At 37.1% G+C, this 24468-nt stretch carries 28 protein-coding genes, 1 pseudogene, 1 riboswitch and 1 other annotated feature; of the genes and pseudogenes, 12 read left to right on the top strand and 17 right to left on the bottom strand.

The window, feature by feature from the left end:
* Positions 1 to 52: 52 nt before the first annotated feature.
* Positions 53 to 415: a DUF779 domain-containing protein gene (locus tag C9J31_RS02710; RefSeq protein ID WP_107947580.1), complete on the bottom strand. Its 363-nt coding sequence runs from the start codon at positions 413 to 415 to the stop codon at positions 53 to 55.
* 21 nt (positions 416 to 436) lie between these two features.
* Positions 437 to 1957 (bottom strand): acetaldehyde dehydrogenase ExaC, encoded by a 1521-nt coding sequence (gene exaC / locus C9J31_RS02705; protein WP_107924446.1) that lies wholly within the window; start codon positions 1955 to 1957, stop codon positions 437 to 439.
* A gap of 300 nt (positions 1958 to 2257) precedes the next feature.
* Here exaC and C9J31_RS02700 point away from each other — a divergent pair, with 300 nt between their 5' ends.
* Both C9J31_RS02700 and bshB2 read left to right on the top strand, forming a co-directional pair.
* Entirely contained in the window at positions 2258 to 2608 is a 351-nt protein-coding gene (locus C9J31_RS02700) for a YojF family protein (protein ID WP_107924447.1), read from the top strand.
* Between the two features lie 13 nt (positions 2609 to 2621).
* A complete protein-coding gene (gene bshB2 / locus C9J31_RS02695; protein WP_107947582.1) occupies positions 2622 to 3311 on the top strand; it encodes a bacillithiol biosynthesis deacetylase BshB2 in 690 nt (229 codons plus the stop codon).
* Between the two features lie 44 nt (positions 3312 to 3355).
* Here the strand turns inward: bshB2 and C9J31_RS02690 are convergent, their stop codons facing one another.
* Entirely contained in the window at positions 3356 to 4102 is a 747-nt protein-coding gene (locus C9J31_RS02690) for a TerC family protein (RefSeq protein WP_107924449.1), read from the bottom strand.
* 270 nt (positions 4103 to 4372) lie between these two features.
* Here C9J31_RS02690 and ilvA point away from each other — a divergent pair, with 270 nt between their 5' ends.
* Positions 4373 to 5635 carry a threonine ammonia-lyase IlvA gene (gene ilvA / locus C9J31_RS02685; protein WP_107924450.1) on the top strand — a complete coding sequence of 421 codons (1263 nt, stop codon included), beginning with the start codon at positions 4373 to 4375 and terminating at the stop codon, positions 5633 to 5635.
* A 160-nt stretch (positions 5636 to 5795) separates the two neighbouring features.
* On the opposite strand, the gene C9J31_RS02680 is transcribed toward ilvA, so the two are convergent.
* The 3 genes from C9J31_RS02680 to C9J31_RS02670 all read right to left on the bottom strand — a co-directional run bounded on the left by C9J31_RS02680 (position 5796) and on the right by C9J31_RS02670 (position 8727).
* Positions 5796 to 6590 (bottom strand): ABC transporter ATP-binding protein, encoded by a 795-nt coding sequence (locus C9J31_RS02680; protein ID WP_107924451.1) that lies wholly within the window; start codon positions 6588 to 6590, stop codon positions 5796 to 5798.
* Complete coding sequence (locus tag C9J31_RS02675; RefSeq protein WP_107924452.1) at positions 6583 to 7611, bottom strand: ABC transporter permease; 1029 nt, start codon at positions 7609 to 7611, stop codon at positions 6583 to 6585. Before C9J31_RS02675 ends, C9J31_RS02680 begins: the two co-directional genes overlap by 8 nt.
* 93 nt (positions 7612 to 7704) lie before the next feature.
* Positions 7705 to 8727 (bottom strand): ABC transporter substrate-binding protein, encoded by a 1023-nt coding sequence (locus C9J31_RS02670; protein ID WP_107947584.1) that lies wholly within the window; start codon positions 8725 to 8727, stop codon positions 7705 to 7707.
* A gap of 341 nt (positions 8728 to 9068) precedes the next feature.
* A riboswitch (PreQ1 riboswitch) is annotated at positions 9069 to 9114 on the top strand.
* 8 nt (positions 9115 to 9122) lie between these two features.
* On the opposite strand from C9J31_RS02670, the gene C9J31_RS02665 reads away from it, so the two are divergent.
* Positions 9123 to 9605, top strand: a complete 483-nt coding sequence (locus tag C9J31_RS02665; RefSeq protein ID WP_107924454.1) for a QueT transporter family protein — start codon at positions 9123 to 9125, stop codon at positions 9603 to 9605.
* Positions 9606 to 9890: 285 nt separating this feature from the next.
* Positions 9891 to 10092 (top strand) — a binding site (T-box leader).
* A 60-nt stretch (positions 10093 to 10152) separates the two neighbouring features.
* A complete protein-coding gene (gene trpB / locus C9J31_RS02660; RefSeq protein ID WP_107947586.1) occupies positions 10153 to 11316 on the top strand; it encodes a tryptophan synthase subunit beta in 1164 nt (387 codons plus the stop codon).
* Between the two features lie 65 nt (positions 11317 to 11381).
* Here trpB and C9J31_RS02655 read toward each other — a convergent pair.
* The 3 genes and pseudogenes from C9J31_RS02655 to C9J31_RS02645 form a co-directional block, all read right to left on the bottom strand.
* Positions 11382 to 12194: pseudogene (locus C9J31_RS02655) on the bottom strand (AMP-binding enzyme); the annotation flags it as partial.
* A gap of 556 nt (positions 12195 to 12750) precedes the next feature.
* Complete coding sequence (locus tag C9J31_RS02650; protein ID WP_107924456.1) at positions 12751 to 13704, bottom strand: L-threonine 3-dehydrogenase; 954 nt, start codon at positions 13702 to 13704, stop codon at positions 12751 to 12753.
* Positions 13705 to 14020: 316 nt separating this feature from the next.
* Positions 14021 to 15676: a methyl-accepting chemotaxis protein gene (locus C9J31_RS02645; protein ID WP_244854865.1), complete on the bottom strand. Its 1656-nt coding sequence runs from the start codon at positions 15674 to 15676 to the stop codon at positions 14021 to 14023.
* 174 nt (positions 15677 to 15850) lie between these two features.
* Here C9J31_RS02645 and C9J31_RS02640 point away from each other — a divergent pair, with 174 nt between their 5' ends.
* Entirely contained in the window at positions 15851 to 17017 is a 1167-nt protein-coding gene (locus C9J31_RS02640) for an FtsW/RodA/SpoVE family cell cycle protein (RefSeq protein ID WP_107947589.1), read from the top strand.
* Between the two features lie 213 nt (positions 17018 to 17230).
* Here the strand turns inward: C9J31_RS02640 and C9J31_RS02635 are convergent, their stop codons facing one another.
* The gene (locus C9J31_RS02635; RefSeq protein WP_107947591.1) at positions 17231 to 18022 is read right to left on the bottom strand and encodes a carbon-nitrogen family hydrolase; all 792 of its coding nucleotides are present in this window, start codon (positions 18020 to 18022) and stop codon (positions 17231 to 17233) included.
* 161 nt (positions 18023 to 18183) lie between these two features.
* Positions 18184 to 18414, bottom strand: coding sequence for a hypothetical protein (locus C9J31_RS02630; RefSeq protein ID WP_211634931.1), 231 nt, complete (start codon positions 18412 to 18414; stop codon positions 18184 to 18186).
* 484 nt (positions 18415 to 18898) lie between these two features.
* On the opposite strand from C9J31_RS02630, the gene C9J31_RS02625 reads away from it, so the two are divergent.
* The 6 genes from C9J31_RS02625 to C9J31_RS02600 all read left to right on the top strand — a co-directional run bounded on the left by C9J31_RS02625 (position 18899) and on the right by C9J31_RS02600 (position 22212).
* Positions 18899 to 19660, top strand: coding sequence for a glycosyltransferase family 2 protein (locus C9J31_RS02625; RefSeq protein WP_107951748.1), 762 nt, complete (start codon positions 18899 to 18901; stop codon positions 19658 to 19660).
* Positions 19661 to 19779: 119 nt separating this feature from the next.
* The gene (locus tag C9J31_RS02620; RefSeq protein ID WP_107951733.1) at positions 19780 to 20148 is read left to right on the top strand and encodes a hypothetical protein; all 369 of its coding nucleotides are present in this window, start codon (positions 19780 to 19782) and stop codon (positions 20146 to 20148) included.
* Positions 20149 to 20424: 276 nt separating this feature from the next.
* Positions 20425 to 20553: a hypothetical protein gene (locus tag C9J31_RS23930; protein ID WP_274520218.1), complete on the top strand. Its 129-nt coding sequence runs from the start codon at positions 20425 to 20427 to the stop codon at positions 20551 to 20553.
* A 234-nt stretch (positions 20554 to 20787) separates the two neighbouring features.
* Complete coding sequence (locus tag C9J31_RS02610) at positions 20788 to 20940, top strand: SHOCT domain-containing protein (protein WP_193767241.1); 153 nt, start codon at positions 20788 to 20790, stop codon at positions 20938 to 20940.
* 222 nt (positions 20941 to 21162) lie between these two features.
* A complete protein-coding gene (locus C9J31_RS02605) occupies positions 21163 to 21525 on the top strand; it encodes a hypothetical protein (protein WP_107951731.1) in 363 nt (120 codons plus the stop codon).
* Positions 21526 to 21636: 111 nt separating this feature from the next.
* Positions 21637 to 22212 (top strand): hypothetical protein, encoded by a 576-nt coding sequence (locus C9J31_RS02600; RefSeq protein ID WP_107951730.1) that lies wholly within the window; start codon positions 21637 to 21639, stop codon positions 22210 to 22212.
* Between the two features lie 92 nt (positions 22213 to 22304).
* On the opposite strand, the gene C9J31_RS02595 is transcribed toward C9J31_RS02600, so the two are convergent.
* The 6 genes from C9J31_RS02595 to C9J31_RS02565 form a co-directional block, all read right to left on the bottom strand.
* Complete coding sequence (locus tag C9J31_RS02595) at positions 22305 to 22823, bottom strand: N-acetylmuramoyl-L-alanine amidase (RefSeq protein ID WP_244854863.1); 519 nt, start codon at positions 22821 to 22823, stop codon at positions 22305 to 22307.
* 268 nt (positions 22824 to 23091) lie between these two features.
* Positions 23092 to 23292, bottom strand: a complete 201-nt coding sequence (locus C9J31_RS02585; protein WP_107951727.1) for a phage holin — start codon at positions 23290 to 23292, stop codon at positions 23092 to 23094.
* A complete protein-coding gene (locus tag C9J31_RS02580; protein WP_107951726.1) occupies positions 23282 to 23569 on the bottom strand; it encodes a hypothetical protein in 288 nt (95 codons plus the stop codon). The genes C9J31_RS02585 and C9J31_RS02580 overlap by 11 nt, the downstream gene beginning before the upstream one ends.
* A gap of 100 nt (positions 23570 to 23669) precedes the next feature.
* Complete coding sequence (locus C9J31_RS02575; protein ID WP_107951725.1) at positions 23670 to 23912, bottom strand: hypothetical protein; 243 nt, start codon at positions 23910 to 23912, stop codon at positions 23670 to 23672.
* Positions 23913 to 24001: 89 nt separating this feature from the next.
* Positions 24002 to 24184, bottom strand: coding sequence for a hypothetical protein (locus tag C9J31_RS02570; RefSeq protein ID WP_107951724.1), 183 nt, complete (start codon positions 24182 to 24184; stop codon positions 24002 to 24004).
* Positions 24185 to 24196: 12 nt separating this feature from the next.
* Entirely contained in the window at positions 24197 to 24418 is a 222-nt protein-coding gene (locus tag C9J31_RS02565; protein WP_202973825.1) for a hypothetical protein, read from the bottom strand.
* Positions 24419 to 24468: the final 50 nt, after the last annotated feature.

Below are 24468 nucleotides of genomic sequence, written 5' to 3'. Positions count from 1 at the left end.
TAAAAAAGCCACGATTCTCCGTCAAAAAAGAGAATCGTGGCTTTATTTTCTATTAAAATAGTTTTTTAACTTCGTCATACTCATCTGCTGTGAATACTTTTGATTTCGTGATAAAGTGCATTTCTTCTACGCTATCTAAGGAAAAGCTAGCACCTCTACCTACCATCGCATCAATAATTAATTGCGTATGTTTGAAATACTCATATTGTGCCCTGTGAATGTAAAAAGGAACGTCACCTATTGTACCAAGATAGATATCGTTGTCACCAAGCCTAAAATCTCCTTCCACATAACACATCGGTACAGAGCCTTCACAGCAGCCGCCAGATTGATAAAACATGATAGCGCCATGTCTACTCTTAATAAGGTCTATTAATTTTAAAGCCTCTTTAGTGGCAATCACTCGTTCTACCATGTACTTATCCATCCTTTAAACTTAGAAGAAACCTTGAGCCTCTTCTTTATAGTTAACTAGAATACATTTAGTTTGTTGATAATGATCAAGCATCATCGCATGATTTTCACGGCCGATACCTGAAAGTTTGTAACCACCGAAGGCAGCACCAGCTGGGTATTGGTGATACGTATTAGTCCATACACGACCAGCTTGGATAGCACGACCAGCGCGGTATGCAGTGTCACCAGAACGTGACCAAACACCAGCACCTAAACCGTATTCTGTATCATTTGCGATTTCCATTGCTTCATCGAAATCTTTGAATGTAGTTACACCTAGTACTGGACCAAAAATTTCTTCTTGGAAAATGCGCATTTTATTATGACCCTTGAATACTGTTGGTTTAATGTAGTTACCACCAGCAAGGTCACCAGCAAGCACATTTTCTTCCCCGCCGATTAAGCATTCAGCGCCTTCTTCTTTACCTAGTTGTAAGTAAGAAAGGATTTTTTGTTTTTGTTGCTCTGAAGCTTGAGCACCCATCATCACTTCTGTATCTAAAGGGTTACCGATTTTAATTGCTTTTACGCGTTCTAAAGCACGTTCGATGAATTGGTCGTAAATTGATTCGTGAATAAGGGCACGAGAAGGACAAGTACAAATTTCACCTGAGTTTAAAGCGAACATAACGAAGCCTTCAATTGCTTTATTTAAATATTCATCATCAGCAGCCATCACATCTTCAAAAAATACGTTTGGTGATTTACCACCAAGTTCTAATGTTACTGGAATAATATTTTCAGTTGCGTATTGCATAATTTGACGACCAACAGCAGTTGAACCAGTGAAGGCGATTTTAGCGATACGTTTATTTGTTGCCAGTGGTTTACCCACTTCAATACCGAAACCATTAACGATGTTCAATACACCTTTAGGCAAAATATCTTGGATTGTTTCAATTAAAACTAGTAACGAAACTGGTGTTTGCTCAGCAGGTTTCATAACGATACAGTTCCCTGCCGCAAGTGCCGGCGCGATTTTCCAAGCAGCCATTAATATTGGGAAGTTCCAAGGTATGATTTGACCAACAACGCCTAGTGGCTCTTGGAAATGGTAAGCGACTGTGTCATTATCTAATTGAGTTGTATGCCCTTCTTGCGCGCGAATGGCACTTGCGAAATAACGGAAGTGGTCAACTGCAAGAGGTATATCCGCATTTAATGTTTCACGCACGGCTTTACCGTTGTCCCAAGTTTCTGCGACAGCGATCATTTCTAAGTTCTCTTCAATGCGATCAGCAATTTTATTTAAAATAGCCGCACGTTCTGTTGCAGAAGTTTTCCCCCATGCATCTTTCGCTGCATGTGCAGCATCAAGTGCTAACTCAATATCCTCAACAGTAGAACGAGCTGCTTTGGTGAATACTTGACCTGTTACAGGTGTTTTATTCTCAAAATATTGACCTTTTACTGGAGCGACCCATTCGCCACCGATAAAGTTATCATATTTCTCTTTGAAATTTACAACTGCTCCTGGAGTATTAGGATTTGCATAAATCATAGTATAAATCTCCCAACATTATAAATTATGAAACCGCATACAAATCACCGCGACAAGCGATTCAATTTGTATGAATCAACTTTCATGTGTCCTATATTGATACATTAATATAATTTTTTCAAGTATTTGAACTTAAAAGAACTAACTTTATTGGATAACATAATTATCTTAATATATAAAAATCTACAGATATATGCATAGAAAAAATTATCGTTTGATAGATACTAGGGCATTCAATTTCCCTTTGTGACCTTTTTTGACTATACTTAAAAGAGAAACAATCGTGAAAGGAGTGTTAAGATGCAAGAAATACAGGTAGAGACGTTGCAGGAATTATTAAATTCTTTCGCCAACAAAGATATTTACATTCATCTTGAGACGACAAACGGTTCTTATGCAGCACACTATGATGAAAAGTTTTTTAATGCTGGTGCTTTTATTCGCAATGCAAAAATTAATTATGAACTAGCGAAAGTGGTGGATGATTCACCACATCGTGTTGGTTTAAAAATGGCGCATGGCTGGGTTTACGCCCAAGGTATCACACATTATGAATTAGATGATTTAGGCCGTTTGTTAATGGCTGGACTAGACTACTCTGGCAAATTGGCGATTGCACTTGAAATTAGTGAAACGCCATTTACTTATTAAGGGGGACGACTATTTGAATTTACAACCACAGCGTCATATTTTAATTGTTTACCCTCACCCAGATGATGAGGCTTTCTCAGTTGCTGGTACGATAGCTTATTATACAAAGAAAATGAATACACCTGTTACATATGCCTGTTTAACATTAGGGGAGATGGGTCGTAATTTAGGTAATCCACCTTTCGCAACGCGCGAATCATTGCCAGAAATTCGTCGTAAAGAGCTCGTTGCTGCGGCAGAGGCGATGGGCATACAAGATTTGCGCATGCTTGGCTTGCGTGACAAAACAATCGAATTTGAAGATGACGAAAAAATGGTGAAGCTTGTTGAGGGTTTAATTGAAGAATTAATGCCATCACTTATTTTCACTTTCCTCCCTGGCTTTGCGGTACATCCAGATCACGAAGCAACAGCACGTGCTGTAGTAGAAGCCGTTCGTCGTATGCCAACAGCAGCACGTCCACAGATTTTAGGCTGTGCCTTCGCCAATGATACGATTGAAAAGAATGGTGAACCACATATACAACTAGATATAAGTGAAATGAAGATGGATAAACTAAAAGCGTTACAAGCTCATGCCTCACAAACAGGTTGGATGATGCAAGAGACAGAAAAACGCATTGACAACGGCGAGCCAATGAGCGAAAGCTGGCTAAATGTTGAAAAGTTCTATATTATTAACCCCGATCAATATGTAAAATAAAAAACGGCTCTGTCCTCTTAAGTTAACGAGGACAGAGCCGTTTTTCAATTAAGTACTTTTATTTTATTTACCACATGTACAATCATTGTCATTACGAAGGCAATAAGCAATACGACAAAAAACATATAATGCGGTATGTGCACGCCAAATACGGTAACGAGCATTTTGAGTGCAATAATACCGATAACGATAAATGCCGTTGACTCTAGCTCAGGTATTTTTTCAATGATGACTAAAAATATGCCTGCAATTGTACGCATCATTAAAATACCTAGCATTCCTCCAACTAGTAGTACCCAGACTTGATCGGATATCGCAAAAGCAGCAAAAATAGAATCGATTGAAAATGCTATATCCATGAGCTCTACTGAAATAACAGTCGCCCAGAATACCCCAAATAAACGCACCATTATCCCAGTCTTTTTTACTTCCTTTACGCTATCCTCTTCCCCTATTTTTAAGAAATGGGCAATACAAATCCAACCTAAATACATTGCCCCTAACACTTTGATATACCAAAACTCTACAAGATAAACGCCTATTCCAATAAATAAGAAACGGAAAAAATATGCGCCTAGCATTCCATACATTAATGCTCTTTTCCGTTGCTTATTTGGTAAATGCTTAACCAGTACTGCTAGTACGAGCGCATTATCAGCTGATAGCAACCCCTCAATTATCACTAGTGAAGATATTAATCCCCACGACACAGGATCAGCTAAAACTTCCCGCCACATCTCCCAATCGAAAAATTGCATATATGTGGATAGAATGCCATGAATGATGTCCAATACCTTACCCTCCTACTTGCCCTAAGCTAGTCTAATATATGCTCAACATTATTCTTTATGATAGATAGGTATTTTTGTACATCAATCTCGATGAACCATCCATTACTCTCGAACGTGTCGAATTATTCTACAATACGTATTTACCGAATTTATCTAGTCTTCAAAATAGACACCGAAAATTTAGAATTTACTAAAAATTAATAACAAAAACCTAATAAAATATGCTATCATAAATGAATGTTTTATACGTAAAACGGAGGATGAATGCTAATGGAAGTTGCTGACACTAAAACTGTGCAAGTTGAGAATATCTTAATTGCACATCATTTTTTAAAAGATGTAGTTGTGCATACGCCACTACAAAAAAACGATTATTTATCCGAGAAATACGGAGCTAATATTTATTTTAAGCGTGAGGATTTACAGCATGTACGCTCATTTAAACTACGCGGTGCCTACTATAAAATCAAAAAAATTGAGGAAGAGGCACGTATTGCGGGAGTTGTCTGTGCTAGTGCAGGTAATCATGCACAAGGTGTAGCTTATGCCTGTGCCCAACTGAAAATTCAGGCGAGTATCTTTATGCCGCAAACAACACCAAAGCAAAAAATCGACCAAGTGCGTATGTTTGGCCGTGAATTCGTAGAAATTATGCTAGCTGGTGATACATTTGATGATTCTGCAGAGAGTGCATTATCGTACTGTGAGGAGCAAGAGAAAATCTTTATCCATCCCTTTGATGATTTTGATGTGATTGCAGGACAAGGAACTGTCGCAGTTGAAATCATGAATGACATGGAAGAGCCTATCGACTATGTTTTCGGCAGTATAGGCGGTGGTGGTTTAATGTCAGGTGTCTCTGCCTATGTAAAAAACCTATCCCCAAATACTAAAATTATTGGGGTTGAGCCTGCTGGTGCTGGTAGTATGAAGGCTGCTTTTGCGGAGGGTGGCACTGTCGCACTTGACTGGATTGACAAATTTGTGGATGGCGCTGCGGTAAAATGCGTCGGTCATCACACATACGATGTGTGTCGACGTTATTTAGACGATATTGTGCTCATCCCTGAGGGCAAAGTATGTACAACTATTTTAGATTTATATAATAAACATGCCATTATCGCAGAACCTGCTGGTGCCTTATCAGTAGCTGCACTCGATAACTATAAAGAAGAGATTAAAGGTAAATCAGTCGTTGTCATCATCAGTGGGGGCAACAATGATATCGGTCGTATGCAAGAAATCAAAGAAAAATCTTTAATTCATGAAGGCTTACTATATTACTTTATTGTTAGTTTCCCTCAACGAGCTGGTGCACTTCGCCAATTCCTAACAAGTGTCCTAGGGCCAAATGATGATATCACCACTTTTGAATATACGAAGAAAAACAATAAGGAAAGTGGCCCTGCGCTAGTTGGTATTGAACTTGGCAACCGCGATGACTATGAAGGCCTACTAGCACGTATGACACAATTTGGCTTCAACTATAAAGAAGTCAATAATGATCTTCAATTGTTTGGTTTGTTAGTATAAGATATTTAGTCACACTTGCATTGAATGCGAGTGTGATTTTTTGTGGCTTCTTTATTGATCGAAACAAATTACGCTTTTATCGATAACTTTTGCTTATTTATCGTCCTACTTGTTAAAAATACCGACAAAAACGCCCATACCTCGGTATGAGCGTTTAAAATTATCCAAGCAGCGCGCGGTCGGAGTTCATTTTCTCTCCACGTATACGTTCAAATTCTGCCATAAGATCTGGAATTGTAAGTTCATGCTTGCGATCCTCGCCAACTTCTAAAATGATTTGACCTTTGTCCATCATAATGAGGCGATTTCCTAAGTCTAACGCTTGTTGCATATTGTGCGTTACCATTAGCGTTGTTAAGTTGTCTTTTTCCACGAGATGTTTTGTAATGCGTGTAATTAGTTCCGCACGTGACGGGTCAAGTGCAGCTGTATGTTCATCTAACAATAAAATCGATGGCTTCGTGAATGTTGCCATCAAAAGAGACAGTGCTTGACGTTCACCACCTGAAAGCAAGCCAACCTTGGCGGATAAGCGATTTTCTAAATTTAAGCCGAGCATGCCTAATGATTCTTTGAAAAATTCACGTCGTTTTTTATCGACGCCTACACGTATGCCACGACTCTTATTTCGAGAGTAAGCTAAGGCCAAATTTTCTTCAATGGTCATTGTCGGTGCAGTACCCGCCATAGGGTCTTGAAATACACGACCAATATAGTGTGAACGTTTATATTCAGCTAGACTTGTAACATTGTTACCGTCAATTAACACTGTCCCGAAGTCAGGTGTTAATGCCCCTGAAATCATATTCATCATTGTTGATTTCCCAGCGCCATTACTACCGATTATTGTGACGAAGTCGCCTGGTTTTAAATGAAGGTTGATATCAGCAAGTGCTATTTTTTCATCTGGTGTGCCTTCATTAAAAATTTTGTTAATGCCGTCTAATTTAAGCAAGACCTTTTCCCCCTTGCTCAGTGGTTTTTACTTGTGTGCGTTCTACAGCACGCTTTGCTTTACGTTTTCGTTCTTTGTTTTTATCCACAAACTGCGGTACGATAAGCGCTAAAATAACAATAATAGCTGTAATTAATTTCATATCCCCTGAATCAAGGAAATCTACACGTAATGCTAATGCTAAAATAATACGGTAAATAATCGCACCCGCAATAACAGCCAACGTCGTTCGCATAATTGTTTTTGTTCCGAAAATCGCTTCCCCGATAATAACAGAGGCAAGACCGATAACAATCATCCCTATCCCCATACTAACATCAGAAAACTTTGAATACTGTGCGATTAAAGCTCCAGAAAATGCGACAAGTGCATTTGAAAGACCTAGCCCAAGAATAATAAGTGTATCAGTATTCGCAGAGAAGCTACGAATCATACGTTTATTATCACCTGTTGCTCGGATAGCCAGCCCGACTTCTGTTTTTAAGAACCAGTCTGCAATAACTTTAATTAAAATCGTGATGAATAATACTACAATCAGCGTACTCCATGTTGACGGTACTTGCTGAATGCCGATGCCTTTTAATACGTTATTTAATGCAGCATCGATACCTAAATTACTCCAAAATGCTTGGAACTTCGAAAACAATGTTTCTGAGTTCAGTAGTGGAATATTCGGACGACCTATCGTATTTTCTGCAGTTAACCCCATGATACGTAGGTTAATAGAATATAAAGCTATCATCATTAATATCCCTGATAATAATGGGTTAATCTTCCCTTTTGTGTGAAGAATCCCTGTCATACATCCAGCAATAAATCCAGCAACAATTGCCACTAAAGTCGCTAAGATTGGGTGATAGCCTAGCAGAATCATCGTCGCTGCTGTAGCCGCCCCTGTTACAAAGCTTCCATCAACCGTTAAATCCGGAAAATCTAACACACGGAATGTTAAATACACACCAAGTGCCATAATTGCATAGATGATTCCTTGCTCCACTGAGCCAAATATTGCGGTAAACATAATTGAATCATCTCCTAAAATTATCGTAAAAAATGAAGATAAAGCGGGGACAATCCTCCCCCGCTTCACCTAAATATGATGCCACTTTGGGCATTATTTTTCTAAAAGCTCCGCACCCCAAGAATCTTTAATATCAATACCTAAATCATCAGCAACTTTTTTGTTCACTAATAATTTTAAGTTTTGTGGATATTGGGCAGGTATTTCAGCAGGTGTTGCTTCACCTTTCAGAATTTTCACTGCCATTTGGCCAGCTTCATAGCCAATATCATAGTATTCAAAGCCGTATGCAGCCAAGCCACCACGTGCCACCGAGTCAAGCTCACCTACGATCAGTGGTAATTTGTTAGCATTTGCTACATCAATGACTGACTCAAGAGCAGAAACGACCGTATTATCCGTAATGATATAGAAAGCATCTACTTTCCCAATTAGTGATTCAGCTGCTTGTTTTACATCTGCTGAAGTTGCTGCTGAAGCATCCTTTACTGCTAAGCCTTGCTCACCCATGACCTTTTTCACTTCATTTACTTGTGCTACTGAGTTTTGCTCACCAGCGTTGTAGACCATGCCAACGTTTTTAGCACCTAAATCTTTTAATAAGGCTACAGTTTTGTTAATTGTATCAGGGTGTAAATCGATTGTTCCTGTTACGTTTTTACCTGGTGCCTCCATTGACGCAACTAATTCTGCACCAACTGCATCCGTTACTGAAGTAAAGATAACCGGAATATCAGTTGTAGCAACAGCTGCCGCCTGAGCAGATGGTGTAGAGTTCGCAAAAATCAAATCGACATTTGCACTTACTAGATTGTTCGCGATTGTTGTATTTAAGCTGTTATCGCCCTGTGCAATCTGCGAATCATATTCTACCTTTAAGCCAGAATCTTCAATGGCTTTTTTGAAGCCTTCCGTCGCTGCGTTTAATGATGGATGCTCAACGATTTGTGTAATCCCAATTTTATATGTTTTATCATCTGCCGAGCCACTTTCACTTGTATTGTTCTTGTCGTCCCCCTTCGATTCTGTTGAACTAGAACCGCCGCTACCACATGCAGCAAGCATTAATACTAATCCAAATAATAGGAACGAAAGCTTTTTCATATTGCGCTTCACAAATAATCCCCCCCGACTTTTATCTCTATTATCTATCACACTTTACTCCAGCAAAGTGTGAACGTATCGCTATATTATCGTTATTATCGATGTTCGTCAACAACATTATGAATGTTCTGACTTTTAAATTTAACGTAATATTTTTCTTTTTCATTTAATTTGCCGCTTTAAACCGCTAAACTACGCCGTTTTTATAAATATAAATATTTTAGTAATCGTTCAAATTATTTTATGACAATTTTGCGAAGTTAAATGTTGGGCGTATTTTTTATTAAGGACTTTTATTTTTCTGACATTTGACTTCCGTCTAAGTTTTAGACTAAAATATTTATTTGTGTAAAAGCACCGTGGTTCGTAACCATCCCACGAAAAAAAAACTAAGGAGAAATGAATAGATGAAAGTAAAATTTTTAGCAGCAAGTGGTATTATTGCCGCGTTATACATTGCGGTTACTATGCTAGTGGCACCGTTTGGATTTACTGAAGTGCAATTCCGAGTATCGGAAATGTTTAATCATTTAGTTGCCTTTAATCCGCGCTTTGCCGTAGGGATTATTATTGGTGTGTTTATCTCTAATTTATTTTCACCACTTGGCATTTACGATTTAGTTTTTGGTGTTGGACATTCAATGATTACTTTAGGACTGTTCATACTGATTTGTAAATTTGTAAAAAATATTTGGGCACGCTTAATCATCAACACGCTGTTATTTACATGTACAATGTTCATTATCGCCTTTGAATTGAACTTAGCCTTAGAATTACCATTTTTCTGGACATGGATAACTGTCGCTGCAGGTGAATTTGTCGTACTAGCAGTCGGCGCACCGATTATGTATATACTGAACAAGCGTCTAAATTTCAAAGATTTGATATAACTTAATTTCAGTATCTATTAATAGAGACGAGTCTTCTCCAAGATTCGTCTTTTTTGTATTTATAGAACGAAATGAATGACTAGATTATTTTTTCTTATCTTGACACTATTCTGAAAATACCTTAAAATTCATTTCAATAATAAAGTGAAACTTTAATCAGTGAAGGTGATCTTCACGCCATCCTGATTATTAGTAGCACCGATTGGGCTTTTACAGGCAGTAATCTCCCGCCTAAAATTTTTCTCAGAATTTTAAAGTGGAAGTCATACTGCTCGTTCAAGCGGGATAAATGCTAGGAAGAAGAAGAGTAGCAAGACACTGTATTTGAAGAGAGCTGATGGTCGGTGCAAATCAGTAGTACATACTTGTGAATGGACTTCGGAGCAGCCGCATTAAATATGTGGACGAACTAACTCCCCGTTATAGGAGTCCCAAAAGCGCGCAATTTTTGCGAATAAAGGTGGCACCACGGTTACTCGTCCTTTTACTGAATGGATTGAAGTGACTTTTTTTATGGAGAAAATTAGAATAGAGGAGTCGAGTTAAGATGAGTACAGTAGCAGAGAAAAAAGGATACTTTGGGGAATTTGGAGGCAGTTTTGTGCCAGAAGAGCTTCAAAATGTATTAAATAATTTAGATGAGAACTTCCAGAATTATAAAGATGATGAAGACTTTAAAAATGAATTAGATTATTATTTTCGTGAATATGTAGGGCGCAAATCCCCCCTTTACTTTGCTGAAAACTTAACTAAGCAATTGGGAGGCGCAAAAATCTATTTGAAACGTGAGGATTTAAACCACACGGGTTCACATAAAATCAATAACGTCTTAGGTCAAATTTTACTTGCAAAACGTATGGGAGCTAATCGTGTTATTGCAGAAACAGGTGCAGGGCAGCACGGTGTTGCAACGGCTACTGCTTGTGCAATGTTTGGGATGGATTGCACTGTTTATATGGGCTTAGAAGATACTAAACGCCAAGCATTAAACGTATTCCGTATGGAGCTACTCGGTGCAAAAGTAGTGGCAGTTGATAAAGGGCAAGGACGCTTAAAAGACGCTGTAGATGAAGCATTTGCAGATTTAGTAGAAAACTACCAAACAACTTTCTATTTATTAGGCTCTGCTGTGGGGCCCCACCCATTCCCATCAATGGTGAAACACTTCCAATCAGTCATTAGCCGTGAAAGTCGTGCACAAATTTTAGAAAAAGACGGAAAGCTACCTGCTGCTGTCCTAGCATGTGTTGGTGGTGGTAGTAACGCCATTGGTGCGTTTGCTGAATATATTGCAGATGACAATGTTCGACTAATCGGCATCGAGCCTGATAAAGCCGCAACATTAAATGAGGGAACACCTGGTGAATTACACGGATTCAAATGTTTAGTATTGCAAGATTCTGCTGGTAATCCACTACCAACATACTCGATTGCTGCTGGTCTTGATTATCCAGGAGCAGGTCCTGAGCATAGTCATCTAAAAACGATTGGTCGTGCAGAATATGTAACAGTTACAAATGAAGAAGTACTAGAAGCATTCCAAGTACTTTCAAAAATCGAAGGGATAATTCCAGCCTTAGAAAGTTCGCATGCCGTTGCTCACGCACTAAAACTTGCGCCTACGCTATCTGCTGAAGAAAGTATTATCATTAACATTTCAGGGCGTGGAGATAAGGATGTTGAGCAAGTATTCCAAATGCTAAACAAATAAACGCAAAAAAGAGCGACTTCTATATATAGGAAGTCGCTCTTTTCAATACGTTGGGATGAATAGTGCTACACGAGTGTACTTAGTTTCGGGTAAATTTCTGCCACATTATCGCGTAGTTTTGCCTTAAGGAATTTACCAACTGAAGTTTTTGGAATTTCATCTAAGATTACGATATCATCCGGCACCCACCATTTCGCAAATTGACTTTCTAAAAAGGACAGTAACTGTTCACCTGTTGCTGACTTTCCTTCTTTTAATACAACGCACGCTAATGGGCGCTCTTGCCACCTCACATGTGGTATCGCAATGACAGCTGCCTCAAAAACGGCTTCGTGTGTCATTAAGGCATTTTCTAAATCCACTGAAGAAATCCATTCTCCACCTGATTTAATTAAATCCTTGGTACGATCTGTGATTTTGATAAAGCCATCTTCTGTTCTTACGGCAATATCACCAGTATATAACCAGCCATCGCGGTATGCATCGTGCGTACGTGCGTCACGATAATATTCGTGTGAAATCCATGGTCCTCGGAGACGTAATTCTCCCATTGTCACACCATCCCACGGTACCTCCCCACTCTCATTGACAATGCTTGATTCGATGCCAGCCATCGTCATACCTTGCATAGCACGTGACTCAATTTGTTTTTCAATTGGCCATTCTTCCATCCAAGACATGTAATTCGATAACGCTACAATTGGTGTCGTCTCTGTCATACCATAGACGACAATATAAGGAATACCGTATTTTTCTTCAAATGTGCGAATAAGGCGCGTAGGTGATGCCGAGCCACCACAACAAATCGCACGTAGTGAACGGATATCTCGCTCACGTTTTTCTTGCTCCTGTAACGCACCAAGCCAAATTGTTGGTAACTATGGTCTTTCTAGCAAAATAACTTTCTGCTCGTTTAATGAAATTTGTTAACACTAACGGTGCTTGCATCATAATAACATCCATCCCTTCATCTCATGAACTTTCCCAAATTTCTTGCAAAAATATTAACAGACTATTTTAACTGAATACTATTAATATTCTGAACACTATTATATTAGCACAATAAAGTTAATGCTATATATTCCACAAATTTTCTTTTATATGTAGATATATTGTATTTTTATAAAAGAGGCTGGGACAAAACTTTAAATTTTAAGAAAGAGAAGTAAAGGTATTAAATTTTTGCTATCTAAAATGAAAAAAATTTAGACGTTCTTCCTTTTGGCATAAATAAAAGTTAGAAGAGAGCACTAGTTGATGGTAGCGAAGGCGGCGACTCCTGTGGGATTAGCGTGACGCCTGAGCCTGTAGTCTCAGGCCACGCCCCCGGAAAGCGTCCACCGTAGTGGACATCAACGTTCACAGCAAAAAAGTGTTAGATCGACATCAGTCAATCTAACACTTTTTCTCTTTTGTCCCAGCCTCTTTCATTTATTATGAAATCGCCTTTGTTTGAAGCTTGAGTTTTAATTTCTCCAGCATATCTGCTGTCATTCTTGCTAAATCGTACTCTGTCTGAAAGCCCCATTCCGTTTTTGCGGCTTCAATATTTAAAGAGTTTGGCCAACTATCAGCAATGGCTTGGCGTACAGGATCAACCATATAGTCCATACGGAAATGTGGAAGATGTTTTTTAATTTCAGCTGCAATTTGTGATGGCTCAAAGCTCATAGCAGTTATATTAAAGGCATTTCGATGAATTAATTTCTTACTATCCGCCTCCATTAAATCTACAATAGCCTGTAATGCATCTGGCATATACATCATATCCATGTACGTGCCCTCTTTAATGTAAGAAGTGTACTTACCTTGCTCAATTGCTTCATAGAAAATCTCTACAGCATAATCTGTTGTCCCACCACCAGGAGGAGTCACATAAGAAACCAGACCTGGGAAGCGCACACCTCGTGTGTCTACGCCAAAACGATCAAAATAATAGTCACATAATAATTCTCCGGCTACTTTGTTTACACCATACATAGTTGTCGGGCGCTGTAATGTATCCTGTGGTGTATTATCCTTTGGTGTTGATGGTCCGAATGCACCAATAGAACTAGGCGTAAAAAATTGTAAGTTCAATTCACGTGATACTTCTAATGCGTTCATTAAACCACCCATGTTCAAATTCCAAGCGAACAAAGGATTTCTTTCGGCAGTTGCGGATAATAAAGCCGCTAAATGCATCATTGTATCTGCTCCAAAGTCCTTTGCTAAATCGTGCATTCTTTGTCCATCCGTCACGTCCAATACTTCGAACGGACCCTTTGTATGATCAAGCTTTCGAATATCTGTAGCTAATACATTGTCCTCTCCATAAATACCACGAAGCTTTTCCACTAGTTCAGAACCTATTTGACCAAGGGCTCCTGTAACCATAATCTTTTCCATATCTCCAAACCTCCACCTGTGAACAATTGTACTTACCGAAAGTACAAAATTTCGTATATAAACATTGATTTAATAACACTTTTGCTGAATTTCATTATAAAGTGTTCATATTAAAAATACAACATCAATGTTTATAACTTTTGGAATTTTACCGTAACACCCCTTATTATTAGTATATGGATTCGGAAAAATATTGTTCCGCACTAAGAATATAAATACATTTGTCCTCTCTAAAAGAACAAATAGTTTACTTCACATAAAAAAAACCTTCTTTACCGTCTATACCGCAAAGAAAGTTCTCTATCATCTCAAGTTATTAAATTAAAAAACGCTTTACAGCAATTTGTAATACCTTAGATACTTTTCGTAATTCTTTTATATAACTATGAAATTGCTGCTGAGCGGCTAATTGATCTGCCGTTAACGTTGCTACATGTTTAGTGGAGGCAACATTTGTATTAGAAAGTGAGGTTAGCATCACCGCATCTTCATTCACCTTTTTCGTATGCTCCGCAATTTCTTGAACTGTAGCCGAGACTTCTATTATATAAGGCTTAATGGTATGTACTTTTTCTAAAATATGATTAAAGCTAATTGCTGTTTGACCCGTTACATTCACACCTTTTTCAGTCGCTGTTAAAACACCCTCCATCATTTGTACAGCATAGTTAGAATCTACATGGATATTTTGCACAATCGACGTAATCGTCTGTGTAGAAAGGACCGTTTGTTCGGCAAGTTTGCGCACCTCGTTCGCAACGATTGCAAAGCCCTTACCGTGCTCTCCCGCCCTAGCAGCTTCAATCGAGGCATTCAACGCTAGTAGGTTGGTTTGTGCTGTGATTTTCTCAATTACTTCTACCATATGATCGATACTTGCCGCGCGCTCAACAAGGTTAAAAATAGCTGTATTCGATTTTTCTACTGCAAGCCTAATGGCCTGTATTTGTGCTAAATTTGCTTGGACAATTTCTGTTCCACTTTCCGCATCACGTGCAGTGTCATGAGCAAAACTCTCAACAAGCTGAACCTTCTCTAAAATGACCTGTACACCAGTTAGTACCTCTTCCAAAGAAGCTGTATTGGAGGCTAATTTTAAAGTCGAGGCACTTGTAGAATTAGAAATGTTTTGCACATCCTTTGCAATTATAAGCGTAGTTGTTGAAGATTGTTCAGACGATACTTGCAACATTGCTGTCATTCCTTCAACCTCTTCTGCACTATTTGTAACCGTATGAAGTAATCGTTTTACCTCAGTAACCATCTGATTGTAAGACAGCACAACCTCCCCGAGCTCATCATGTGCCACGTAGCTCGCATTCGCCGTGAAATCCCCCTGCTCAGCACGTTTTAATAATGACTTTAACTGTCGTGTTGGTACGTTAATCGCCTTTGTAGCAATAAAACCTATAATGATTACTAATAGTACAACGAATAAGCAAACACCACCGAGTAACCAATAACCAAATTTCATATCCTTTTGGAAAGCTATCTGCTGTTCCTCTGCTCTCTGCACTAAGTAGCTTTGTGTTTCTTCTAATAGGACGTGGCTTTGCTGGCTAACCGATAAAAATGATTGCTCATTATTATCCAACCGCTGATAGTTTTCGATCATTTCCAGTTGTTGTGCAAGCAATGTTTTATACTTTTTCACCTGATGATCCATCTTTTTATCGATGTCTAGATTTTCTAATTGACCTAAAGGTTTCTCAATATTTTTGAAAATGGCTGCCAACTCTTGTTCACTACCATTAGTATCAACTAAATAATCTAATTGTCTCTGTGCTTCCTCTACCTCATTCAACCAGCCAATGGGTACAAGACCCTGTGTATAACTTTCGCTCGCATGCCATGACATTTTTCGTAAATAATCTACACTAAATACTCCTAGTAATACATTGGAAAGTACACAAACAATCATTAGAACAAGTAGCTTATCTTTCACCTTTATGTAACGAAAAAAATGCATCATCTTCGGCTCCTTCTCCAACTCTTACCAATAATGATAGTATGAAGATATAAAGCCAGTGTTATGTTTTTGTAAAAATTCCTCGAAGAATTTTACGTTTTCCTTAACAAGCAACCTTCCACACATTTCCATCGTTGTCTATCTATATACACTTTTTCATTTAAGGGGGGTGTTTGCATGATGCAGCTCAAGAAGTTGGATGGCAGTTTGGTCGTTAGTTTATTTTTGCTCGGTGTAATTAGTTGCCTTTTTGTACATTCAGGTAGCGTAGTATTTGAACAATATACAAGTTCATTTATTATAAAACAAAGTATTTTTTATCTTATCGGTTTTTCAATGATGTTCGGGGTGGCAATGCTTGATATTGAACAATTGAAGAAAATTGGTTGGCCATTTTACGGATTAATGGTTTTATTGACAGTTGGGTTAATTGTGGCACCAGAGAGTATTGCACGAACTGTAAATGAAGCTAAGTCCTGGTATCAGATTCCATTTTTAGGTTCTCTACAGCCATCGGAATTTTTGAAATTTGCCTTTTTAATAGTTGTTGGTAAGGTCATTGTCGCTCACCAGGAAAAGCATGTGCGCCCTTCATACTTAACAGATTTAGCTCTACTACTTAAAATTGCACTTATTGTTATTCCACCGACACTTGTTGTTTATAAGCAGCCTGATACGGGCATGGTTATGTTGTATATGGCGATGATTTTACCGATGATTTTCTTTTCTGGTATACACACAAAATTACTTGTAGCCTTTACGACTATTCCAGTGGTTATTGTGAGTACAGTCGTTATTCTTTATGTGCAATTTAATGATTTCTTTACGGAAAAACTATTAGGAAAATTATCAGGACATCAAGTATCTCGTATTTACGGATGGCTACAACCCTATGAATATCCCGATTCCTCTTTTCAAGTACGACAGGGCTTTTTAGCAATTGGATCTGGTGAGTTTACTGGGAAGGGATACTTAAACAACGATGTCTACGTACCAGAAAAGCATACTGATTTCATTTTCTCTGCTATTGCTGAGGAATTTGGTTTTGCAGGTGGTGCCTTTGTGATTATGTTGTTATTCTTTGTCATTTATCGCATTGTACTTATTACTGTCCAAGCAAAAGACCCATTTATGGCATTAATGGGGGCTGGTATTTCTAGTTTATTAGCTTTCCAAATTACACAGAATATTGGTATGACACTCGGCTTATTACCAGTAACAGGTGTAACATTGCCATTTTTAAGTTATGGAGGGAGCTCACTGCTATCCAACTTTATGTTAATGGGCATTGTAATGGTGATACATAAATCCTATAACGGGTACATGTTTACTTATAGGAAATAGGAGGAACATATGGACAGTACTTTAAAAAAGCGCATTTTATTATTACTGCTATTAACTGGCGCTGTTTTATTTATACTTATACTTCGTCTAGCCTTTCTTATGCTTTAGTGAATGTACATTTGTCTCCTATAAAAAAAGCTGTCCTTAGTACCATACATCTGGTGTTAAGAGGCAGCTTTCTGTTATTGTTTTAGATGGTGAATTTCTTAAGTTTTATTTCATGACAACGCCACTATATAATCCAGGTCTACGGTCATCATAAACAGGAATTCTACCTCGTACTTCATCGACGATTGAGAAGTCAACATCTATAACAGCCACTTCTTCGTCCTCTGCACCAACCCACAGCACCTCTCCCCACGGCTGAATAATCATGGATTGTCCGTTGAAGTTTTCCACCTTTTTCGCTATACGGTTGATTGCAATGACGAAGCATTGATTTTCGATGGCACGTGCTTGTAATAATGTTTTCCAGTGATCAATGCGTGGTGTTGGCCACTGTGCAGGTACAAACAAGACTTTTGCGCCGTCTAATGCATGGGCACGTAACCATTCTGGGAAGCGGATGTCATAGCAAATTACACCTGCCGCCTCAATATCGCCAAGTGCAAAGCGATTCATTTCATCACCCGCTTCTAAATATAAATGCTCGTCCATCAAGCGGAATAAATGTGCCTTACTGTATTCTCCGACCTGCTTCCCTTTGTTATCAAACGTATACATTGTATTGTAAAATTTGTCGCCCTTTTTCGTTGACACCGAGCCTCCAACAATATGTACGCCAAGCTCTTTCGTTAAACCTTGTAAAAATGTTTTTGTGCGCTCGCCATCGACGTCCGCAAGCTCTGGTAATTTTTCAAGCGCATAACCTGTATTCCACATCTCTGGTAGTACAATAATCTCTGCACCGAGACTTGCAGCCTCACGAATCTTTTTTTCTGCGCGTGCGAAATTTTCTTCTACTTTGCCAAAACCTACGTTTAATTGAATACAACCGATTTTCATTTTTCATTCCCCCTCTAGACAATATGTAAAAAAAGTAATAGTTTTTAAGATTAAGGTATACAGAACTCTAAATACTTCTAAAAGCGTTGATTTTACTGCGTTTTAGCTTTTCTATATTTCATTATACTACATCTAAAAGTATTCTAATTTAGATTTTTTCATTAAGTTGGTCGCTTTTTGGTCGCCCAAAATCGCCTGTTTTTTTCTAAGACTACCCCTAAAAAGGTGGTCTTTTTTTCTCTCCGCACAATATACCCAACTATCCGTGAACCTTTAAGAACAGGCTTATTAACATTTGTGGAAGATTTTCTAAACTGCAGTTCTTCATATTCATCCTGTAAATCAAATATTGTCATTTGCCCCTGTTGCTCCATGTATTCAAAGTGTGTCATACCTATTCCCCTCTCTCTATACAATAGACTGTTTAAAAATTACAAAATAAATAAATACTAAAATTATAAGGGGGAATCGCTATGAACCGAATGGAATAACCCCTTTTTCCAACCCCTCTAGTTCATAGCGATTACCATTCAATCCAGTTTTCCAAATTAGGTCTATTACATATTTCCGCTCGACTATCACATTCTTTCAGCCAGTTATAGAAAGGTACTGGACGTTCCTTGCGCACTTTGCCCTCCACAGATGGTGATTTAGTTACCTTATTACTTAATCACTCCACAGCCTTGTTATGTGTCCCTACAAATACAGCTCTTAATGTCCTTGTTACAGTAAAAGCTTAACAATTATACAATCTTAGCTGTGATGAAGTAGCTATATTTTGAATATATTGGTATAAAATTGCCATAAAAATACCTATATGTAAATGGTATACTGAATTTGCAAGTACTAATTATAACTACGGAGAGGAATTTTTCTATGTCTGAAAACAAGCAATTTATTAAGGATGTTAATGAAAATGATGTGAAATTTTCCGTTATTATACCCGCTCACAACGAAGAAAAGTACATTGGGGGATGCCTCGAATCAATTGCAAAAGCTGCACAACTTTATAATAATCAAGTTGAAGTAATTGTTGTGCTTAATCGTTGTACAGATAAAACAGAGGAAATTGCAAAGTCATACAATTGTGTAACATTGATAAATGAAGATAAAAATTTATCCAAGATTAGAAATGCTGGAGCAGCATTAGCAAAAGGTGAAATTCTAATTACAATTGATGCAGATACTCGAATGACAGAACACTTGTTATCAGAAGTTGAAAAGCACCTAGCATCTAATCAATATATTGGAGGAGGCGTAAACGGAAATTTTGAAAGAGTCTCGCTTGGAATCATTGTTTCGACCATGCTATTGATTGTTCCCTTATTGTTTAAATATGGATTGATTTCTGTAGGGATTTTTTGGTGCTATCGAAAGGACTTTCAAGCAATTAATGGTTTTAATGAGAAGATGCTTATGGCTGAAGATGCTGATTTTGCAAAACGATTAAAACAATTGGGTAAAACAAATGGAAAAAAATACGGAACAATAAAGAAAGGTATGATTACTTCTTGCAGGCGTTTTGACCATTATGGGGACTGGATTTTACTTAAACGACCTAGTATGATTTTAGCTTATCTAAAAGGCAATAATCAAAAAGCTGCAAATGAAGCCTATTATGACGATCAAGCAAGATGAGAATGAGTAAACCCAATTGTTTATATTAAAACAGATAACTAATATTGGTTGTCTGTTTTTTTATATGTACTTTTATCTTCCGATTTCCTAAAATGGTAATATCAAGGGAGTAATAACAAATGAAAAAACTATTTTATGTAGGGTCATTATTAACCATGCTACTTGTTGCATGTGGAGAGGAAAAAACTGCTACTCCTAAAGAGGTAACTCCTACTGTAGAAGACAAAGATGCTACCACAGTTGAAACAACTGCAGCTACAGAAAAAACATTTATTTTACCTGAATCACGGGCAGGAGACTTTATCGATAAAACTTTTGGTGATAAAACAAATACTAGTAAAAACCGAGTTGAATCTATTTCTAAAGATGCATATAGATTCAAAGTTGTATTAAATAGCGATAAAGATTCAATTGCAGATGTGATGCGCACAGATTTAATGTCTAAATCTGCTGAATATTTCAGGAGTTATATACATATAAGGACATAAAACCTACTATATCTATTGAATGGATGATGCCTTTAGTTGATGTATACGGTAATGAACAAGATCAAATTGTTTTAATAATTGTCTTACATAAAAGTGAAATATCAAAAATCAATTGGGTAAACTTTGATTATAATAATTTCGAAAAAGTAGCTATTACGTATTTTGAACATTCTGTACTGAGCAAATAAGTGGCTTAAATAAGTGGCTTTTTTATATGTACTAATGTAAGTATTTTCCATAAAATGAAATTACAAATATCTGTAAAAGGTGAATGGGATGGATACAATCGCAGAAACGATAAAATTAGCTGGATTTGGAAAGAAGAAAATTATGGCTAAGCAGATTCAAATGTTTGATGATAGACTAACGGATCAAGGCGAAACACTTCTAGCTGTATGTGCATAAAGGTAGAGCCCAGCTGTATGTTACGGACAAACGCATCATTTTGCATGAAATCAAAGGCATCACATCAAACGATGAAAGAAGCATCCCCTTAGCTTCAATAGCAGTATCAACATTTCAAATAAGCTTGCGTACTCTACTATTGAAATTGTATCTACAGGTAACAAAGTTATCATTGACGATGTGCCAGCACACATTGCAATGGAAATTAAGAGTGGTATTGAGAATCTAAAAACAATGTCCAAAAAGTCCGATTCACTTCTTTCTGAAACAGCTAAACAAGAAAAGGATATGTCTGATATTAGTGAAGAGATAAGAGAATTAAAGGAATTACTTGAAGATGAATTAATCACTCAAGAAGAATTTGATGCGAAGAAAAGCAATTATTAGGGATATAAAAATAATCAGGTACTCACCTTTTAATGAGTGCTTGGTTTTATTGTTAGATTCATGACATTTTAGAGTATTACTCTCTTCAAAATGATTTCTGAGCAAAATTTACAGTTACACCATTAGTTTCTACCAATATTTAGAAAATAATAAATTTCAAATAATGGAAATTAATTTGTTGTATAATATAAGTAAATTTTTAAATTTCAGGAGGTATCTGTAATGAAGAAAAAAATTTTATTACTCATATCAGTGCTAATAATACTTTCATTAATCTTTTTCCCAAAGGGTTACTCTGATTTTTTTAAAGTAACAAATAAAGGTGTAGAATTACTTATTTCTAAAACTTTAGATTCTAACAAAAGAATTGAAAAACTTTGGGAATCTGAAGATATTTTTCTAGAAGCGTCCCAAGAATACGGTCTTCAAAATATGTCTTATGATCGTTCGAGTAAAACTTTATACCTAGGAGTTTCTAGCCTAAATATACAACTAAAAAATGAAATAGAAAAACACTTTGAAAAAGAATTAAAAAAAGTACATGTTTATGACTATGATATTAATGTTTATAGAATAGCCCATTAATTTTTACTTATTTGGGTTTAGACAAATGAAATGGAATATTTTGTAGACATTACACAAAGAATGTATTATATTGTAAAAGTAGTTAAAAAAATACCATTCGGAGGTTGAATTATGAAATTTAAACATCTATTTTTAGGTTTTATCGCTTTAATCGGGTTAACCTATTTCACAACACAAGATGCTTCGGCACAAACGATTGATCCAAATTCGGATGAATTTATCTCTCAGGTTAAAATTTACGATGAGAACGGTGACCAAATTCCTTATACTACAGAAGAGCTAAAAGATATGATTCAATTCACACCTGAGGATTCTGAATCTCATAAGAGAGTAAAACGATCAATGAAAACTACATATGATACTAATAGTTTTTCATTTAGTAGTGATATTTGGATAGGTGGAGGATTTAGAGGGAGAGCATTTTTTAATCCTGCTGATACTCTAATAACTTGTAATAGTTCAGCACCACAACTTACTGTCAATGCATTTTATGATGATGGTAATGGAGGAGTAACTAGTAATAAACCTGCCAATAGTATAGAGCTCCCAGGCGGTTGGACAGGCACTGTTCACATGTCATCTTGGACTGCTTTAACAAGAGGTAAAAGCGTTCGTTTTAAACTTACTACTTCAAGTAAACTAGCAAGAGTTGATAATATTCAAGTTTGGTATAACTGGCAAGGATAATTATAATATTTATTAAACCTCGAATAATTTCACTATTTAAATTTAAGTGACCTTATTCGAGGTTTGCTTTTTTTTTTGCTAGATTATAAAAATCAAAGACCTACAACGTTTGCAACCTGGGCAAGTTTAGCTGCTTTAATTTTATTTGCTCCTGCTTGTGCTGCATCCATTCCTGTAAATGTCCCTGTTTTAACGCGCCATTTAGATCCGTCTGGCTCAATATAAGATACCCAACCAAAGCGATGTTTTAATACATCAAGTACATTTTCTGCAGCTTGAATCGTGCTATATGTGCCTGTCATGACGCGATATTTATTATTGTTCGTAACTGGCTTTTGTTGCTGGGTGTTGCCTGTGCAAGCACCTACCATTGATATAAACTGATTCCAAAATTCTACCAGCACGTAACAATTTTTACCGCTAAAGTGGTTGTGTTGGACCACTCTACTAATTGGTATTCCTTCCTCTTTCATAACCTTAGCAACTAACTCTGCTGCATTCTGCATTGCTTTTTGATAGTTGCCATCACTATTTACACAAACCTCAATTTGGATTCCTTTCATTGTTTCCAGTATTACTTCCTGCAGCCCAACATTTCCAAGTGTGTTCAAAATGTACAGCTTCTTTGTCATCCACAGTATAATGCCACGATGCAGAACGACTATTCCCATTGTATTGTAAGCGTGCATGTGCGTCTGCATCTGCGCCAGAACGCGTATTATCTGTTTCATGGACCACAATGTATTTTTTTGCATTTCCCTTACCATAAGTGACTTTGTTCGCTTGTGAGTCTGTCAGTAACTTTTTACGAATTGTAACTCATTTCACACCATCCTTTGGTTTGTCATAATCCATTGCCTGTGCGCTATCTGACGCCCCCTATGTTGTTGGGTCGATGATAATACCAAGTAAGCCTAAGATGCTTAGAACAGTCTTTGAAATGGCTGTTACTTGATCGTTATAAATTGTAATATCTACATAAAAAATGCCTGCTATTTGATTAGCGAGCACGATGAGTAATGCAATTAGTGACACCCAAAATTGTTTATGTTGTAGTCGTACTTTCCAGTTAATCTTCATTCGAATTTCCATCCACTTTGTCTAATCGTTTATGAGCTGATTTTGCGGATTCTTCCACACGAATCAAACGTTCATTTTGTGATTCAATTTTTCGTGCCTGGTCTTTTAAATCAAGTTTTATATCATCTACACCTTGCGCTATATAATCCACCTTTGAAAAAATACTTGCTTCCGAAGTGCCTTGATTTTTGCTATCTTTTTTCATTGTTATAATTGCACCAAGCACGCATAACAAAGTACCGATAGCACCAAAAAGCAATGACATTTCAATACTCATAGAACACCTACTTTCGCCAATATAAAAGCCCTCCACAGATGATTGTGGAAGGCATAATGTTTAGAAAATTTTACTCAGTTATATATCCTCGTACAACGTCCTAATACACACCATAAAAAACTAAACTTTCAAGATTGAATTGCTGTATTATATTCCATATTTGTTTACCTATTTCTTCGCTATATCCTTCACCATATTCCATAGTAAATCGCACATAGCAATCACCGTTAATTTGTTCTACTTTAACATTTTCTATGCCTTTAGTAAGGAATAAGTAATGTGCAAATTCATACGCTTCTTTTAGATTATTTGTAAAAACTGAGTCATTTCTTAATACGCTCAATTAAAATACATACACCGCCTCTCATCCTACCTTATTCGATGAAAGGAAAGGATTCCCTCTAAATTTAGACAATAAAAATAACGCTAAGCTTATGCTTGCGTTTCGTCTGTTGCTTTATTTTGTTGTTCATCCATCAAAGCGCATAACTTCGTATACTCGTCTTGGTTTATTCTTTTCGTCATTAAAAACAAACTTAAATTTGTAGCCATTTCATCGTAATCACATTTTTGATTAGTAATTAATAACCTTGCAGCACTGTAAGTCATATTCATGCTCACTCCTCCTTACACTCCGATTTCTTTCATCGTAAGCAATAATTCTGTGTTTAATAACGTTTGTGCTTGCATTTCTTCAACAGTAGGTTGTGGCTCGATTGGCAATGGTTCAGGAATAGTAGGTTCTGTAAATTCGCCTGTTTTGGCGTTGTAATCCCAACCTTCTTTTACTTCGTGCTTGTCTGTAATTTCGATTAAAACAATATTCGGTGCAAAATCAGGCTTTTTCACATTTTCAAAAACCCAATGTGCTTTGTCATAAAAACTTGTGCGAATTTCAT

This window comes from Lysinibacillus parviboronicapiens (assembly GCF_003049605.2).
Lineage (GTDB): Bacteria > Bacillota > Bacilli > Bacillales_A > Planococcaceae > Lysinibacillus > Lysinibacillus parviboronicapiens.
The sequence above is the reverse complement of the archived record's forward strand: the minus strand, read 5'-3'. Positions and strand labels throughout refer to the sequence as shown.

Bases quoted from the DNA above. Each gene is read 5' to 3' on its own strand.
- C9J31_RS02710 (WP_107947580.1), bottom strand. From the start codon at position 415: ATGGTAGAACGAGTGATTGCCACTAAAGAGGCTTTAAAATTAATAGAC.
- exaC (WP_107924446.1), bottom strand. From the start codon at position 1,957: ATGATTTATGCAAATCCTAATACTCCAGGAGCAGTTGTAAATTTCAAA.
- C9J31_RS02700 (WP_107924447.1), top strand. From the start codon at position 2,258: ATGCAAGAAATACAGGTAGAGACGTTGCAGGAATTATTAAATTCTTTC.
- ilvA (WP_107924450.1), top strand. From the start codon at position 4,373: ATGGAAGTTGCTGACACTAAAACTGTGCAAGTTGAGAATATCTTAATT.
- C9J31_RS02675 (WP_107924452.1), bottom strand. From the start codon at position 7,611: ATGTTTACCGCAATATTTGGCTCAGTGGAGCAAGGAATCATCTATGCA.
- C9J31_RS02665 (WP_107924454.1), top strand. From the start codon at position 9,123: ATGAAAGTAAAATTTTTAGCAGCAAGTGGTATTATTGCCGCGTTATAC.
- trpB (WP_107947586.1), top strand. From the start codon at position 10,153: ATGAGTACAGTAGCAGAGAAAAAAGGATACTTTGGGGAATTTGGAGGC.
- C9J31_RS02650 (WP_107924456.1), bottom strand. From the start codon at position 13,704: ATGGAAAAGATTATGGTTACAGGAGCCCTTGGTCAAATAGGTTCTGAA.
- C9J31_RS02645 (WP_244854865.1), bottom strand. From the start codon at position 15,676: ATGATGCATTTTTTTCGTTACATAAAGGTGAAAGATAAGCTACTTGTT.
- C9J31_RS02640 (WP_107947589.1), top strand. From the start codon at position 15,851: ATGATGCAGCTCAAGAAGTTGGATGGCAGTTTGGTCGTTAGTTTATTT.
- C9J31_RS02635 (WP_107947591.1), bottom strand. From the start codon at position 18,022: ATGAAAATCGGTTGTATTCAATTAAACGTAGGTTTTGGCAAAGTAGAA.
- C9J31_RS02630 (WP_211634931.1), bottom strand. From the start codon at position 18,414: ATGACACACTTTGAATACATGGAGCAACAGGGGCAAATGACAATATTT.
- C9J31_RS02625 (WP_107951748.1), top strand. From the start codon at position 18,899: ATGTCTGAAAACAAGCAATTTATTAAGGATGTTAATGAAAATGATGTG.
- C9J31_RS02620 (WP_107951733.1), top strand. From the start codon at position 19,780: ATGAAAAAACTATTTTATGTAGGGTCATTATTAACCATGCTACTTGTT.
- C9J31_RS23930 (WP_274520218.1), top strand. From the start codon at position 20,425: ATGGATACAATCGCAGAAACGATAAAATTAGCTGGATTTGGAAAGAAG.
- C9J31_RS02610 (WP_193767241.1), top strand. From the start codon at position 20,788: ATGTCCAAAAAGTCCGATTCACTTCTTTCTGAAACAGCTAAACAAGAA.
- C9J31_RS02605 (WP_107951731.1), top strand. From the start codon at position 21,163: ATGAAGAAAAAAATTTTATTACTCATATCAGTGCTAATAATACTTTCA.
- C9J31_RS02600 (WP_107951730.1), top strand. From the start codon at position 21,637: ATGAAATTTAAACATCTATTTTTAGGTTTTATCGCTTTAATCGGGTTA.
- C9J31_RS02585 (WP_107951727.1), bottom strand. From the start codon at position 23,292: ATGAAGATTAACTGGAAAGTACGACTACAACATAAACAATTTTGGGTG.
- C9J31_RS02580 (WP_107951726.1), bottom strand. From the start codon at position 23,569: ATGAGTATTGAAATGTCATTGCTTTTTGGTGCTATCGGTACTTTGTTA.
- C9J31_RS02570 (WP_107951724.1), bottom strand. From the start codon at position 24,184: ATGAATATGACTTACAGTGCTGCAAGGTTATTAATTACTAATCAAAAA.